The following is a 14,932-nucleotide window of genomic DNA, read 5'->3' on the forward strand; positions in this document are numbered from 1 at the left end:
TGAATTTCGTATCGTGTATTCATTTAATATAATTAACCCATCTATTACCATTTAATCAGTTTGAAGACACGCCCTAGGGAAAAAGGTTAAAAAGAACGAAGAAACACCAACCAATATAAAAACAATAAATATGATTATACTCAGCTTCAACAACATCCTCTTCCTTCATTTAAATGTGTCCCATGAATCCCCATAAAATCACTGCAAAGCTACATATATATCAATCTCATTGCTGGTACTTTCCGGTTGATAACGCTCATCCCAAATTTCAAAATCATAATCTTTGGGTTTAAGTCCGTTCTCACAGATCCACTGTCCATAGACATAATCGTATGTATCACCAATCTCTGACTCAATCCCTCGATGTGTGCACGTCACATATTTGCTGTCAGGGACCTCATGACTTATCATCTCGGATGGGACATTCTCCAAGCTAGTTACTTCATATCCTATTAGATGTGTAAATTTATCAACCTTTGCGTTGAAATCCTCTTTCATCGGATACATCTGCATCAACATGACGTTGTCATTTTTTCGATGTTGAATTTCATCTTTTCTCTCAACAAGCTTATGATAGTGGCTCTTGCCCAGACCCGATTCGAACTCTTCTATAGTCGCTTCGATTGAGTATCCTACAATGTGAAAAGCAGGCAAAGTGATGACTTTCATTTCCATAAGAATCTCCTCCAATTGATAAACTCAGATCTTAGATTAATTCTCCCTTTCAACAGAAAACCCTTCTGCCGCGAAAATCTCTTCGTTCAGCAAAAGGGTTATATTATGGGATCACAGTTATAGCAGCTTCACCCCTTCACGGCACTTCCGGCCACACCCTGGATAATATAGTGCTGTCCCACCAGGAAGACGATAATCATTGGAATAATGCCTGCCGTGGCAGCGGCCATCATGCCGTTGTAGTCTACATTGTTCTCCAGAATAAAGTTCTGCAATCCGAGCGGCACGGTGTACAGGTCTTTGTCGATCAGGAACACGAGCGCGTTCTCATAATCATTCCAGTGCCAAGAGAAGTCGATAATCGCCAGCGTAGCCAGCGCAGGTTTCGCCAAGGGCAGAATCAACCTGAAGAATATACGCAAGTGTCCAGCACCGTCGATGAACGCCGCTTCCGAAATTTCCGAAGGCACCGACAGGAAGAATTGCCGCAGCATAAACACCCCAAAGATTGTGAACATTCCGGGCAGGATCAAGGCCCAATGCGTGTTATATATGCCAACCCACTCAAACATCAGAAACTTTGGTACAAAGAGCACCTGCGGAGGCACCATCATCATCGAGAGATAGATCAGGAACAATGTCTCCCGACCTTTGAATTGAATCCGTGCGAAGCCATAGGCTGCAAAAGCCGAGAGAAATACAGCTCCGACCGTGCTAATTAGCGATATTTTTAACGAGTTCAGATAATACGTCGCAAAGGTATCCGCCCCACTCCAGACCTTGATATGATGCTCCCAGTTCAGGCTGGAGGGTATCCACTGGATGGGATAGGTGAATACGTCCGCAGGAGATTTGAACGACGTGCTGATCATCCAGATGAACGGCATAATCATCAGTAAGGCAAAACCGGCCATCAGAAGCGTCAGTATGATTCTCCGAATCTGCGTCAAGGACTCCATGCGGACTTTAGGTGATTGCGGAGCTGTGGGCTTCGCGTTCGAGGTAATTGGTTTCTCCATAACGATTCCCTCCCCTCCTTAATAGTGAACCCAACGTTTCTGACCGAGCCACTGCAAAACAGTGAAGATCATAATGATGGCAAAGAGTGCCCAGCTTATGGCGGCAGCGTATCCCATCTCGTAATATCGGAAGGCATTCTGGTAGATAAAAAGCGACAGCACGGTTGTACTGTTCCCCGGTCCACCTTGAGTAATTGCCTGGATAATACCAAAGTTCTTGATGGTCATAATCAGCCCGGTAATTAGCAGTAAAAAGGTCGTGGGACTCACAAGCGGCCAGATCACTTGGCGTATCGTCTGCCAGGGACGGGCTCCATCAATCCGTGCAGCCTCAACCAATTCCTCCGGAATTTCCTGCAAAGCGGCCAGATAAATAATCATGTTGTAACCCAGCATGAACCAGATCCAGATGATATCAATTGCATACATGGACCACTCCGTTGTTGATAACCAGCCCGGTGGATTCGTAATACCGATTCCCCGCAAGAAACCGTTAATCGGCCCCGACGTTGGCTGGAACAGCAGCATCCAGACAAAGGCGATGGCAACACCGCTGGTGATATAGGGCATGAAATAGAGGGCACGCAACGTTTTTTGCCAGTACACGGACTTGTTCAGCGCCACGGCCACGATAAAAGCCAACCCCATCGATACCGGAACCGCTAACAGAAATACAAATGTATTTCGCAGCGCCACCCCAAACAGATCATCATTCAACATTCTGCGGATATTGTCCAGTCCGACGAAATTCGTCTCTGGGCTCATGAATTTGTAATCAGTGAACATGAGATAGAACGAATAGACAGCCGGTATAATAAAAAACAACAGCACACCAATCATATTGGGCCCAATAAACAGATACCCGAGCCTGCTCTGCCGTTTCATCCAGGATTTATGCATATGCTCCCCCACTCCTTAACATCTGTTCTGGAATTAAGCATAACAAGATGTCCTCTAACATTTAAGGAACATAACCCTGTACCTGATATCACAGATATATGTATTTCGGCAGTGTCTTTGGGGAGGGAAGCAACATGGAATTGTTCTATTTCCTTTAAGCCCGGAAAGCCCTAGCTAATGCCATACATCTAATTCTCTATTGAACTATTACTTATATAGAAAAAACCGCCCCATTGGGACGGCCTTTGGACTCAGTGCATTCGCATTCTATTGATTCTGCTTCAGCCAGTCATTATGGCGTTTGACCATGTTCTGAACCGTAACTTCAGCAGTCTGGTTACCAAGGAAGAACTTTTCGTACTCCTGTGCACGCAAATCAACCACCTCTTGCGCAATGCTGCGAACAAACGTAGGTGTCTCATCACCGTACAACACGAATTCCAGTGACTCTTTGTCATAGGAATCGGCATAATCACCTAGCAGATGATCAATGGCAGTCTGTTGGTCAACCGCATTCGAGGAAGGTAGACGTCCACCAGCAGCCATCGGCATCATTCCTCCATCGGCGTACCATTTCAGGAACTCCCATGCAGCTTCTTTATTTTTCGACTTGGAATTGATCGCAATAAAGTCACCAAGTCCTCCACTCTTCACCATATCTGCTTCTTGTGCAGCCAGTCTCGGTACAGGGGCAAAGGCGATTTTCCAATCCCGCGGGAACTCGGTCATATTGTTTGATGTGCGGATCAGCCATTCACCGATATTAATCATGGCAGACTCACCGCCGAGGAACATGTTCTCCACCGGCATTTTGGAAGTCAACTGCTCGCCAAGTGGTGGCGTAGTTGCATCCTCCTTCATCATTCCGTTCAATGTCTCCATCCATTTTGTGACGAGCGGATCATCGAGGTTGGAAGTACCATCTGCCTTAACATAGCCATTCTTCACCAGAACGGAATCGAGCGGGTCTACATAGGAAGCGGTATGCTGCACCAATCCGTATTTGAAGCCAGCCGTCTTCAGCTTGAGTGCATATTCACGGGCTTCATCCCAAGTCCAGGCTGTCGGTACGCTCAGCCCCGCTTGATCAAGCGCTTTCATATTTAAGGCGAAGAAAGCAGCATTTTTCTTGGTCGGCATTCCGTAGTATTTTCCGTCCACTTTCCAGGAAGCCGCATCTTCACCCATTTTCTCATCAATGTTGTAGTCCGTGAATTCGCCCAGATCCAGTGCTGTTCCACCCTTGATACGTTTATCCAGATTCGTGAGGGTGTAGTTGACATATAAATCAACGTTCTGCCCAGTGGACAGCGCCGTATCCAGCTTCAGGTTGCCATCATCGTCATTCACAAACCGTACATATTCCACCTGAATATCAGGATTCTCCGCATTCCAGGTATCCACCACTTCCTGTGGACCATTCTCGGGCGGCACGGCGCCCCACATGGTGAGCTTCACTTTCCCACCTGCCGCTCCACCTCCGTTATCTCCACCGTTCGTCTCATTTTTACCTACACAGCCGGCAAGCAAGCTCAGCATCAGCGCACCTACGATTAACCCGGTTAATCCTTTTTTGATTCTCATCTGGTCACATGACCTCCCTGAATTGAAGTGTACCTTCCGTTACATCGTAGCAGGGACCTTGCTGGGTTCATAAGATACATATCCATGATTCGGATTGAACAAAAATACGGATTTACTTGTGCTTGCCTGAGTACTTGGTACACATATTCCTTCTACTCATCCTGTGAGTCACGAGCGATGGCGATACTGACTGGGCGTGCAACCGGTCCAACGCTTGAATATTTTGATGAAATAATTATCACTTCCGAACCCTACCCGATAACCAATCTCCTGTACAGGAAGATCCGTCTCGCGCAAGTATTCAGCCGCTTTCTCCATCCGTACCCCGTGCAAGTAATGAATGAGGGTATGGCCCGTTTTCTTTTTAAACAAAGCACTCACATAATTCTCGCCCATCATCACATATCGTGACATGGATTTGACGGTAATGTCCTGGTCGTAATGCTGTCCAATGTACTCAATTATTTTGCTAATCTCCGGATGCTTCACAACCAGCTCACGAACAGGTGTGAACGGAAGATCCGTCTCAGACGCGGGCGCAGAAGAGACCATCAGTGAAGTAGGCGAATCAGGCGTTGATGTGATTAGCGGAGGTGGAGATGGCACTCCATGATGGTCTGCATCCGTTCGAACTTCCGTCGAAGTACCAAGTTCCGCACTTACTTTACGCAAGGTATCGCGCAGTGAATTCACACTCATGGACAGCTTCAGAATATAATTGGAAGCCCCGTATTCCATTGCACGGCGTACATATTCGAACTCCCCCATACAGGTGAGCATCACAAATTTGGTCTTCAGCCCGGCCTGACGAGTCTGTTTGAGTAATTCCAGACCGTCCATACCCGGCATAACAATATCAGTCAGCACCAGATCCGGTGTATCCTGAATGATCATCGCCAGCGCTTCGGTCCCATTACCGGATTCTCCGATGACCGTGAAGCCCAGCTCCTCCCAGGAAATAATCTCTCGCACCGATTCTCGTACGAATACCTCATCCTCTACAAGTAGTACCTTCCACATTCCAGATTCCCCTCTCCAGTCGTCCGCGACGTGTCTGAAAACTCCGAAGCGCGAGTTTTCAGACACGTCTCTAGTCAGACCGCTTCTGTACGTAAGGCGTCGACAACAAAAAAGGAATGCTGAACCTCACTAATGTCCCTGGTTGATTATCCATTATTTCAAGTTTACTTTGACCTTTGAACAATAACCTCAATCGTTCCCTGAGGTTAGACAGGCCGATCCCCGGACGCGTCCGGGTGACCTGCAGACGCCGGGATTCCTCCATTCCGATTCCGTTGTCTGCCACCTCCAGCATCAGTGTTCCTGTGTCTTGCCTATAAATGCTGATACGGATCTGACCAAGCTGCTCCTGTGGTCCGACACCGTGGTGAATGGCATTCTCCACCAGTGGCTGCAAGCTCAGCTTGGGCACCAGCGCATACTCCAGCTTATCGTCAAATTCACAAGTCACCTCGAAGCTGTCCCGATAACGAATCCGTTGGATATGAAGGTAGGCTTGAACCAACTCGATCTCATCCTTCAGGTACACCAATTCGACCTGTGAATTCAGGCTGACTTCCAGCAATTTTCCCAGGGAAACACACATCTCTGAGATTTCTTCATTTCCACTGCGGATCGCACTCCATTTCATTGTATTCAACGTGTTCAGGAGAAAGTGCGGATTCATCTGAGCCAAGAGCATATGAAAATGTACCGCTTCCTTCTGCCGTTCCTCCGTCTTGAGTCTGTTGATCATCTGATTGGCATCATCCAGCATCGTATTAAACGTACGTGTCAGTTCCAGCACTTCGCCACGGCTGTGGCCTTCAGGAATACGAATCTTGAGGTTTTTGCGGACGACATCCTTCATCTGTTTCTGTAAATGCGATAAAGGGCGCGTAAACGTCGCCGAGATCATAAAAGCCATCAGCACAAATGCGCCTGTGAAACCAAAAAAGGTCAAAAAGTAACGCTGCTTAAGCTCGGATATCTCTGTAAACAGGATGGACAGCGGAATGCGATTCACCATATACCAGTCCAGTGATTCAATGTACACGTAGTTAATAAGCGTATCAGAGGCTGCATCAGTCAGATAAGCCTGTGCCGGATGAAGAGCTATTTCACGCGTAACCTCTGGGGAAAGCGCCGCTGTTTTGGATGAACGGGCAATGGTCTCTCCGCTACCTGTAATCAAAAAGTACTCCCGGTTACTCTGTGAATCCTTCAGCATCGTTTGGAACCAGTAGGAGTAATCAATGCTGATCCGAGCCAGTCCGTACCGCTTGCCGCCGCTATCTTTCATGTAGGCATACAGCGACAACAGATACGGGCTGGAGGACAACTCTCTGAGCACGTGGTTGGTATCCCGGGCATCCCAGCGATAAAAGAGTTCTTCTGGTTGAAGCGGGTGCGAATCTGCACCCGTTTTTGAGATAGTTATTTCTCCAAGACGCTCGCGGAATTGCTCCAAATAGGGGCCATAAGCCAGTGCTTTTTTGGGCAAATACGAAGTGTAAACGCTATCATAAAAATCCAGCAAGGTAAAGTACACCGAAGGATTGTATAGAAAGAAACTGTTGTTGATCATCTTGAACTTTTCTTCCACCAGCGACTTGTTCTCAAGCGGAGTACGACTGTCCGGGGAGGTGAGCACACTTCTTACCGCAGAATCCTGTTCCAGAAAAATGAGCGTTTTGAAGGCAATACTCATCTGATCCTCCAGAGAGCGGTACATCTGCACCAGCTGCTCATGACTCTGTTCACTGATTTTCTGCTCGACCAGGGATTCAATCTGCTGATAATTGTAGACATTCAATGCACTGAACGGCAAGAGAATCAACACCACAAATGCACCGAACAGACGGTACCTGAGCCGCTGTGGCAACCAACTCTTCCAGTTTGGCTTCTTCATTCCTTTGCTCTCGCTCCCCTACAATTAATCACCCCATTATAGCACCTGCCTGCCATTTACAGCCGGAGTCGAATGATTTGCATGGATTTGTGATATTCATTGTCTGCACTCAAGAGAAATGCACAGATATGTTCTATTGGTGTAAGACATAAATGGATGGAGAGGATGGATGGTCGGGACCCTTATCTCACACTTGATGTCGTCTCCGATACTCCGAGGGGCTGATTCCCAAGGTGGACGAGAATACGCGGCTCAGATAAAATCCGTTCTCATACCCACATCTCTCGGCGATCTGCGTAAGGGTGAGACGGCTATCTGCCAGCAAGGCTTTTGCCTTTTTGAGACGGATCGCTTTCAGATAATCGGATGGTGTTTCTTGAAAAGCCTCCCGGAACCTTCGGGTGAGCTGGACTGGACTCAACGCCAGACGCTCGGCCAATGCTCGGAGACTGACCGCCTCTCCTGCCCACTCCTCTAACAAAACGGCCGCTTCAGACATGAGAGCATCTTCGGTAAACTTTCGTTCCATCAGCCTACTCTGTCTGCGCTCCCATTGATACAATTGCCACAAATCCATCATCAGATGGGTTTTCCACCCTGTTGTATCCCCATCGTTGTCCTCACTCGCCTGACGCAGATAAGCATATGTTGAAGTTAGCCGCTTCGTATCATTAATCTGTGATTTGCCGATTGGCGGTAGAAGACACTCATGCTCTGCAGCGTCACAACTGAACTGCATATAGTGAAACGTTAGCGGGGTTATCGTCTCTCTGCGAAAAGGCACTTGGGGTGGACACAACACCAAATCAGCGAAACCCGCCTCTCCGGTCTGCCCCCCAATCTCGTAACGGAATACGCCCTCTTCAACAGCAAAGACCACCCAAGCGTTGTAGATATCTTCTGCCAGAGCAAATTCAGCTTTCTTCTTCCAGTAGATGTGATTAAGGAGGTCCATGACACACCTGCCTTCGTTGTGAAATAAAGTATATGCTCGATGATAATATAGTGTATTTGAAAAGTAAATATATAGAACTATTATGAAATTATAGATATGAAATGTGAGCTTAAGCTCCTTAACATTCAATGAGAGAGGTGTTCATATGAAACACGAACTCGTTAAACCAGATATCACCGTCATCGGGGGCGGGCTTGCTGGCGTATGCGCGGCTATATCTGCGGCACGACTGGGCCAACAGGTTGCTCTGGTGCAGAATCGACCCGTGCTCGGCGGCAATTCCAGCAGCGAAGTACGGGTATGGGTCTGTGGCGCTACCGCCCACGGCATTAATCGCTATGCCCGCGAGACAGGCATCATGGGAGAACTGTTTGTAGAGAATCAATATCGTAATCCGGAGGGCAATCCCTATCTATGGGACTTGGTGATTCTGGAAGCCGTTCGAGCTGAATCCAACATCACCCTGTACCTGAACACGGATGTCCATGAAGTCGAGGCCACTGGAGATGGAGAGGAACGCATGATTACCTCCGTTACCGGGTGGATGATGGGTTCTGAACGCAAAATCCGATTCGAGAGTCAGATCTATCTGGACTGTACGGGCGATGGACTGGTGGGCTTCCTGGCTGGAGCTAAGTTTGCACTCGGCCGGGAAGCCCGCAGCGAATATGGTGAAGAGTGGGCACCGGAGGTGGCAGATCAGATCACGCTGGGAAGTACGCTCCTCTTTTATACCAAGGATACGGGCGCGCCTGTCCGTTATATCCCGCCCTCTTTTGCCAAGGATATCACGCAGACGAGCATTCCGATTCGCCGGGTCATTCGCAGCGGGGATTCCGGTTGTCATTATTGGTGGATTGAATGGGGCGGTGAACATGACACCGTACATGACAATGAGCTGATCCGTGATGAGCTGTGGTCCGTAATCTACGGGATCTGGGACTATATCAAGAATTCCGGCAAGTTCGAAGCCGACCATATGACGCTGGAGTGGATCGGTTCGCTGCCTGGCAAAAGGGAATACCGCCGCTTCACGGGTGACTATGTGCTCACCCAGAACGATATTATTAGCCAGCGGGAGTTCCCGGACGCTGTTGCCTTTGGCGGCTGGTCCATTGACCTACATCCTCCGCAGGGCATGTATGCTGAAGCGAGCGGCTCGAAGCATATGCATGCCGATGGCGTGTATCACGTGCCGTTCCGCTCGTTGTATTCCGCGAATGTGCGGAATATGCTCATGGCCGGACGCGACATCAGCGCATCGCATGTCGCCTTCGGCACGACGCGCGTCATGGCCACATGCGCGGTCATCGGCGAAGCCGCGGGTACGGGCGCTGCGCTCTGCGCGGCCATGGGGGTGTCGCCGCGCGAGCTGCACGCGAGGCATCTTGCGGTGCTGCAGCAGACGTTGCTGCGGCAGGACGCATCCATCATCGGGGTGCGCAGCCACGATGAGCTGGATCTGGCCCGGCGTGCCAAGGCTACAGCCTCCAGCACACTGACGGGCATCGCTCTGGAGCAGCCTGGCAAGACGTACCCGCTAGGTACGGATGTTGCCCTGTTGCTGCCTGTGCATCCAGTGCTCAGCGGTCTGGAGCTGCTGCTGGATGCATCCAGCGATACCACGCTGACGGTAGAGCTGTGGGATACGGGGCGTAAGGAGAACTACGTCCCGCATTCGTTACAAGTCACGGCGACCGTTAACGTGACGGCGGGAACCGCGCAGTGGGTGAAGCTTCCGCTCGAATGGCGACCGGAAGAACCGCAGAATGCTTTTATCATCATCAAGGCGAATGCAGCCGTCACCCTCTACCATTCCACGGAAGCACACAGCGGGGTGCTGATCTTCTTCAGAACAGAAGATAACCACGTGTCCAAAAATCTGGAGGACCACGCCACAGATCAGCCTGTCGTATTATGGTCCATGCAAGGGTTGGCACGTCAGCCATTCTGCTGTCGTACCCTCTCTGAGACCATGGCCTATTCAGCAGACAACACAATCAACGGTTACCATCGCCCGTTCGGCGGGCCGCAGCAGTGGATGTCGCAGCCGACACAGTCTGGCAAGCCGGAATGGGTGCAACTGACATGGGAAGGGCCACAGACCTTGGCTGAACTGCACTTGACGTTCAACGATGATGTGAACGAGGACCTGGTTAATTTGCATCATCATCGCACAATATTCCGCGTCATGCCTGAACTTGTGCGCGATTATCGGGTGGAAGTATTGAGTGGGTCTGGGGAATGGATCGAGATTGTAAGTGTAACGGAAAACCGCAGAAGAAAAATCATTCATTCCCTGGATATACCTGTGGATGCACAGGCGCTTAGGGTAAGCATTGATGCCACCAATGGCAGCAGGTACGCGGAGTTAATCGAGATTCGAGCGTACGGGGAATCTACACGGTAGGAGGAATCTTAGCGTATCCTTTTTTGATAGCTGATCCTGGCACTGGTCAACATATACGATGAATGAGATCAGAATTCAAAGAAAACAGGTTGTCTTAACCTGCAAGACAGCCTGTTTAAACATTAGTCACATATGTGATGGCGAAGAGAGACGCGGTCTCTTATCTCAAGTTATTCAGTGTGTGTAGATAGCTTGTCGAGTTATTCTATTGATCCGGATAGGTTTCTTTGAGAAACCGGACAGACTGTACAACTAGCGCTTTCAACACATCCACATCGATGTCTGCTATCTTGTTGATGTACACACACGCTTTGCCTGTCATATGTTTTCCAAAGTCCTTTAATAGATCTTCTCGCTCGCTATCCCCTGTGGCAAAATATAAACTAATCTTCGCCTTTCGTGGCGAGAAGCCCACTAGAGGTGCATCCCCTTCGTGACCCGATTCATATTTGTAATGATATGCACCGAATCCAATAATACTCGGTCCCCACATTTTTGCATCATAACCTGTCGTCTCCGTGAAAATATCCAATAATTGATAGGCGTCCTCACGTTTCTTTGGATTCTCAATCAGTTCAATAAATTCAATGACACTTTGGTCTGTTATGGTTGTTTTTGGTTTGTACACTGAAGCCATCACTCCTTAATTAGGTCCAGTCATCAAAATGCTTTTCCAGAAAGGTAAGCTCTTTCTCATAATGTGCGAGATGACCTTCTTCTATCATTTTTATAAAAGCGAGTTCCCCGGCAGACGCACGATCAGTCAGTGTTTTACACATAAAACGGATACGGGATATGACCCATTCCTTCAAATCTGCTGGCACACTCAGCCCGTACGTAGTCATGAATAATGCAATACGTTCTTTTCGAACAGTTCCGTACTCCTGGCTAGTGTAAGGTACAACACCTTTTCCATCCATCTTTGGTGAAAAATCTGCGAGTGGAACGGATGTATACAAGGCATAAGCGATATCCCACATTCGCGGACCCGGACCTGCCATATCAAAATCAATAATTCCTTGAGGACGTCCACCCTTGTACACCGTATTATACGGCGCAAAATCGTTATGACATACAACTTCAGGTACAGTTATCCCCGGATATCTGTTCATTGACTCTGCTGTTGGTGTGAATCCAACAGTCGCATCATGGTAACTTCTCAACAGTTTAGCGATTTCGATCAAAGATTCGTCTGACCACATATACTCTTCGATCTCAGGGTATTCATTGCCTGGAACGATGCCCTCAAGGTAAGAAAGTACTTCTCTCCCCTGTTCGTCTATTCCCAGAAATCGAGGAGAATGGGTATAACCAAATTTTTCGAGATGTAAAAGCAGTTCATGCACATATGGATTTGGTTTCGCATGCCGGCGAACCGTCTCGCCTATTCTGATAACCTGATTCACATTACCTCCCGTAAATTCTTCCTCATGTTCGGACAATCTCATCCCTCCTAAATAAAGCTAAACTTCTTTGGTATGGGCATGATTACGATTTTTCTTATAACTCCCCGGAAATCCCGCTACCAATAGTACAAATCCAACCAAGAACATGAAGTATACGAGTAACCCTGTTGAATTATCATTCGTCTGAGCAAACTGAGGTACGTTATTCCCCCCTGAAGCATAACCTGCTTCTACAATGGCGGCTGATACTCTTATTGTAATTCTCTCCATCGTCGCAATAAACACACTGCCAAGCATGAGAATTACACCCAAAATCTTGTTGATATTATTCATGTCAAGCCTCCTTTTATTATCCGTCCACTATTTATGAAGTTATCTACTTAAAGTCTTTCGGTTCTCTATTCCATATTCCTGCATTTATATCAACGGAACCTCATCCAATTTCATCATAGCAAATAGCGTCGTCATTACTGACGGCGCTGTTGTACGCTCTCTGAACAGGTTACGTAGCTACTACGTGGTTCAGATCCATACTATTTTTGAAAAAGGCTGACCGTTCTACATGATACAGATCATAGATCTGCTCCTTGGCATTGATGAATTGATATACATCGGAGTAGACATCATTAGCTAATTTCACGTAAGGCAGTTTTTCTACCGCTTTTCTGGACCTTATATTTTGCTTACGAATCTTCATAAATACCGTTTCAATGTCATGTTCCAGAAATAGCTCAACGAAAAAGGTTGATTTCGCTCTTTGGCTGTACCCATTCCCAAAATAAGGCGATCCTATCCATGTGGCTAAGAAACCCATTTGATGCTCGATATGATACAGATCAATGGTACCAATAGGCTGGCCAGTTTCATTCAAAATCGTGCGGGAAATCACCGTCTTTTGTTCTTCTTCGGCCATCAATTGTTTGGTCAGGAATAGATATTCTTCATACGATTGGCATGCATAACGAACGTAAGGAGAAACTGCGGGGTCCATCATTAAGCTGTACAGTGAATGGCATTCCTGCAAATCACGTTTTTTTAACATTCTGTCTACCACCTAGTCCTTTTAGTCCGCTATATCAAGCAAATTAAGTATATAAAAGGTAGTGTGGGATTTAATGAATTCTGTATATGGCTTATGTAAAATGCATTGGTAAATATTGCTCATCTTCATCTTCGGGTAGCACAAAAAAACGGCATGTTCCTTTTGCAGGAACATGCCGTTTACACGGAAACAGATAGATAGGAAATTATTGAATGCCTTGCATGATCGCATTAATGATGTTTTGCTGCGTCACGGTATTGTTTGAACGGTTAAACAAAGCGAATCCATGTTGACCATTATGCCCGTTGTCCCAATAAACAGGAACCATTTTGTATTTCTTGGCTTTTGCTGTAACTGCTTTGGCGTAGGCAGCGCGATATACATTGTTGGTTGAATCGTAAGACGTTTTATCAATCGAACCGAATTCACCAATCACCACAGGATAGCCTTGAGTCACAAATTTATCGTACATGGACTTGAACTGTGATTCCAGATAATCCTCTTGTCCCCAAGTAGACTTTTTGGCAGGATTTGTAGCTGTTGCACCCCATTGTGTGATATTTCCGTTTTCCTCACCTGCGAAATCCCACGGAGAGTAATAGTGCGCCGAGATCATGATTCTCTTCTGCGAACTAGGAATTGCCGAGGATCTGAAATTATCTGTTGGGAGAGCAAAACCATAATTACCAACGGTGAAGTCAATATTGGTATTCCAGCCCGGAATCAGCAACCATCTGGCATTGTTGTTTCCTCCAGTCTGACGAACCGTATCCACAAAGATTTGATTGTAGGCATTCAGGTTGGCGTAATACGCCGAGTTCGGATTGCCATAGTTGCCATCGAATACTTCGTTCATGGATTCAAAAATCAGACGGTCATTGTAGTTGCTGAACTTGGTAGCAATCTGCTGCCACACCTTTTTATACTTTTCCTTGATGGCAGTCTGATTGCCACCATTCACGAGCAGCCATCCACCTTGTACGGAATTGTATCCATCGCCATGAATATTGATGATGACATACAGACCTTCATTGTACGCATAATCTACGACTTGCTGAATTCGATTCAGCCATGCCGCATTGATTGTATAGTTGGGAGCGCTTCCAATGTTGTTCAAATAGGAGACTGGAATACGAATGGACTTGAAGCCAGCAGCTTTCACTTTTTTGATTAACTCTGGAGTCACCGTAGGATTGCCCCAAGCTGTCTCATTCGGTGTACCGTTCACCGCTGCTTCCAGCTGGTTGCCCAGATTCCATCCTGCACCCATCTCAGACACGATTTGCGAAGCGTCCGCTGCTGATGCTTTAGCGCTCCATCCGGTAAAGGCCACCGTAGCCAGTAATACTAGCGCCAAGCTACTGATGCCAAACTTCTTCCATTTTTTGAACATACCCATACCTCCGCTTATTCTATTATTTTTTTCCTCAAGCAGTCCAGTTAATCTATTTATACAGATTGAATGATACGAGTATTCGCGCCCTCCTCTCTATCGATCAAACAAAAGAAATATTCTCTCACCACAACATAATAACACATTTTTGGAAAATAAAGCACTATCTTTCTCCTGATTTTTGACTATTTGTTACAAAAACCTCCATTTAACCATTTAATTTGATTGCTTGGATTCGCTCTTTATCAAAATCAACAATCATAATGTGATCTTGCAGGATGTTGTCTCCGCACGATATTGTTGCGCCGTAATCCGCTATGCTGTTAAATGTTATATCTACACGGTACACTTCAATTTCATTAAACCAGTCCTTATGTACCTTTTCATGAAGTTCGTTCTCATAGTATTCTCGAAAGACAGTCTCACAAGTTGAAAACCATTTAACATAGTCTTCTATTTTATTAGCAATCGAATCTAATTGTGTATTCGTGGACACATATATTCGGACGTCGTTTAAATCCTCCTCCTGTATGGAATGTTTAAATATTTGCACTGCATTTTGCAGAACATAGCACCGGTAACTCTCATCACTCTCTTCTTCAAGCTCAATGAATGGGATTAACAATATGATCTTGCT

At 46.9% G+C, this 14,932-nt stretch carries 14 protein-coding genes; 1 reads left to right on the plus strand and 13 read right to left on the minus strand.

From position 1 onward, the window contains the following. Positions 1-198: 198 nt before the first annotated feature. The 7 genes from HF638_RS00005 to HF638_RS00035 all read right to left on the minus strand — a co-directional run bounded on the left by HF638_RS00005 (position 199) and on the right by HF638_RS00035 (position 8,044). Positions 199-675 carry a GyrI-like domain-containing protein gene (locus HF638_RS00005; RefSeq protein ID WP_169478364.1) on the minus strand — a complete coding sequence of 159 codons (477 nt, stop codon included), beginning with the start codon at positions 673-675 and terminating at the stop codon, positions 199-201. Positions 676-803: 128 nt separating this feature from the next. After that, positions 804-1,634 (minus strand): carbohydrate ABC transporter permease, encoded by an 831-nt coding sequence (locus HF638_RS00010; protein ID WP_062835992.1) that lies wholly within the window; start codon positions 1,632-1,634, stop codon positions 804-806. Positions 1,635-1,712: 78 nt separating this feature from the next. Continuing rightward, the gene (locus HF638_RS00015) at positions 1,713-2,594 is read right to left on the minus strand and encodes a carbohydrate ABC transporter permease (protein ID WP_036670532.1); all 882 of its coding nucleotides are present in this window, start codon (positions 2,592-2,594) and stop codon (positions 1,713-1,715) included. Positions 2,595-2,861: 267 nt separating this feature from the next. After that, positions 2,862-4,178, minus strand: a complete 1,317-nt coding sequence (locus tag HF638_RS00020) for an ABC transporter substrate-binding protein (RefSeq protein ID WP_169478365.1) — start codon at positions 4,176-4,178, stop codon at positions 2,862-2,864. A gap of 168 nt (positions 4,179-4,346) precedes the next feature. Further along, positions 4,347-5,198, minus strand: a complete 852-nt coding sequence (locus tag HF638_RS00025) for a response regulator transcription factor (protein WP_169478366.1) — start codon at positions 5,196-5,198, stop codon at positions 4,347-4,349. 70 nt (positions 5,199-5,268) lie between these two features. Continuing rightward, a complete protein-coding gene (locus HF638_RS00030; RefSeq protein ID WP_169478367.1) occupies positions 5,269-7,089 on the minus strand; it encodes a sensor histidine kinase in 1,821 nt (606 codons plus the stop codon). Positions 7,090-7,276: 187 nt separating this feature from the next. Further along, positions 7,277-8,044 carry a helix-turn-helix domain-containing protein gene (locus HF638_RS00035; RefSeq protein ID WP_169478368.1) on the minus strand — a complete coding sequence of 256 codons (768 nt, stop codon included), beginning with the start codon at positions 8,042-8,044 and terminating at the stop codon, positions 7,277-7,279. Between the two features lie 145 nt (positions 8,045-8,189). Between HF638_RS00035 and HF638_RS00040 the strand changes: the two genes are divergently transcribed. Continuing rightward, positions 8,190-10,454: an FAD-dependent oxidoreductase gene (locus HF638_RS00040; protein ID WP_169478369.1), complete on the plus strand. Its 2,265-nt coding sequence runs from the start codon at positions 8,190-8,192 to the stop codon at positions 10,452-10,454. Positions 10,455-10,659: 205 nt separating this feature from the next. On the opposite strand, the gene HF638_RS00045 is transcribed toward HF638_RS00040, so the two are convergent. The 6 genes from HF638_RS00045 to HF638_RS00070 all read right to left on the minus strand — a co-directional run bounded on the left by HF638_RS00045 (position 10,660) and on the right by HF638_RS00070 (position 14,920). Continuing rightward, complete coding sequence (locus HF638_RS00045; protein WP_169478370.1) at positions 10,660-11,082, minus strand: DUF1801 domain-containing protein; 423 nt, start codon at positions 11,080-11,082, stop codon at positions 10,660-10,662. A gap of 19 nt (positions 11,083-11,101) precedes the next feature. Next, the gene (locus tag HF638_RS00050; protein WP_169478371.1) at positions 11,102-11,896 is read right to left on the minus strand and encodes an aminoglycoside phosphotransferase family protein; all 795 of its coding nucleotides are present in this window, start codon (positions 11,894-11,896) and stop codon (positions 11,102-11,104) included. A 21-nt stretch (positions 11,897-11,917) separates the two neighbouring features. Beyond that, a complete protein-coding gene (locus tag HF638_RS00055; RefSeq protein ID WP_169478372.1) occupies positions 11,918-12,193 on the minus strand; it encodes a hypothetical protein in 276 nt (91 codons plus the stop codon). A 169-nt stretch (positions 12,194-12,362) separates the two neighbouring features. After that, positions 12,363-12,902 carry a GNAT family N-acetyltransferase gene (locus HF638_RS00060; RefSeq protein WP_169478373.1) on the minus strand — a complete coding sequence of 180 codons (540 nt, stop codon included), beginning with the start codon at positions 12,900-12,902 and terminating at the stop codon, positions 12,363-12,365. Between the two features lie 205 nt (positions 12,903-13,107). Then, positions 13,108-14,295, minus strand: coding sequence for a glycoside hydrolase family 5 protein (locus HF638_RS00065; RefSeq protein ID WP_169478374.1), 1,188 nt, complete (start codon positions 14,293-14,295; stop codon positions 13,108-13,110). Between the two features lie 208 nt (positions 14,296-14,503). Next, entirely contained in the window at positions 14,504-14,920 is a 417-nt protein-coding gene (locus HF638_RS00070) for a hypothetical protein (protein WP_169478375.1), read from the minus strand. Between the last annotated feature and the right edge of the window lie 12 nt (positions 14,921-14,932).

It is taken from the genome of Paenibacillus sp. SZ31 (assembly GCF_012912005.1).
GTDB lineage: Bacteria > Bacillota > Bacilli > Paenibacillales > Paenibacillaceae > Paenibacillus.

Coding starts and splice junctions, on each gene's coding strand:
- HF638_RS00005 (WP_169478364.1), bottom strand. CDS start 675: ATGGAAATGAAAGTCATCACTTTGCCTGCTTTTCACATTGTAGGATAC.
- HF638_RS00040 (WP_169478369.1), top strand. CDS start 8,190: ATGAAACACGAACTCGTTAAACCAGATATCACCGTCATCGGGGGCGGG.
- HF638_RS00035 (WP_169478368.1), bottom strand. CDS start 8,044: ATGGACCTCCTTAATCACATCTACTGGAAGAAGAAAGCTGAATTTGCT.
- HF638_RS00010 (WP_062835992.1), bottom strand. CDS start 1,634: ATGGAGTCCTTGACGCAGATTCGGAGAATCATACTGACGCTTCTGATG.
- HF638_RS00065 (WP_169478374.1), bottom strand. CDS start 14,295: ATGTTCAAAAAATGGAAGAAGTTTGGCATCAGTAGCTTGGCGCTAGTA.
- HF638_RS00025 (WP_169478366.1), bottom strand. CDS start 5,198: ATGTGGAAGGTACTACTTGTAGAGGATGAGGTATTCGTACGAGAATCG.
- HF638_RS00060 (WP_169478373.1), bottom strand. CDS start 12,902: ATGTTAAAAAAACGTGATTTGCAGGAATGCCATTCACTGTACAGCTTA.
- HF638_RS00055 (WP_169478372.1), bottom strand. CDS start 12,193: ATGAATAATATCAACAAGATTTTGGGTGTAATTCTCATGCTTGGCAGT.
- HF638_RS00020 (WP_169478365.1), bottom strand. CDS start 4,178: ATGAGAATCAAAAAAGGATTAACCGGGTTAATCGTAGGTGCGCTGATG.
- HF638_RS00015 (WP_036670532.1), bottom strand. CDS start 2,594: ATGCATAAATCCTGGATGAAACGGCAGAGCAGGCTCGGGTATCTGTTT.
- HF638_RS00030 (WP_169478367.1), bottom strand. CDS start 7,089: ATGAAGAAGCCAAACTGGAAGAGTTGGTTGCCACAGCGGCTCAGGTAC.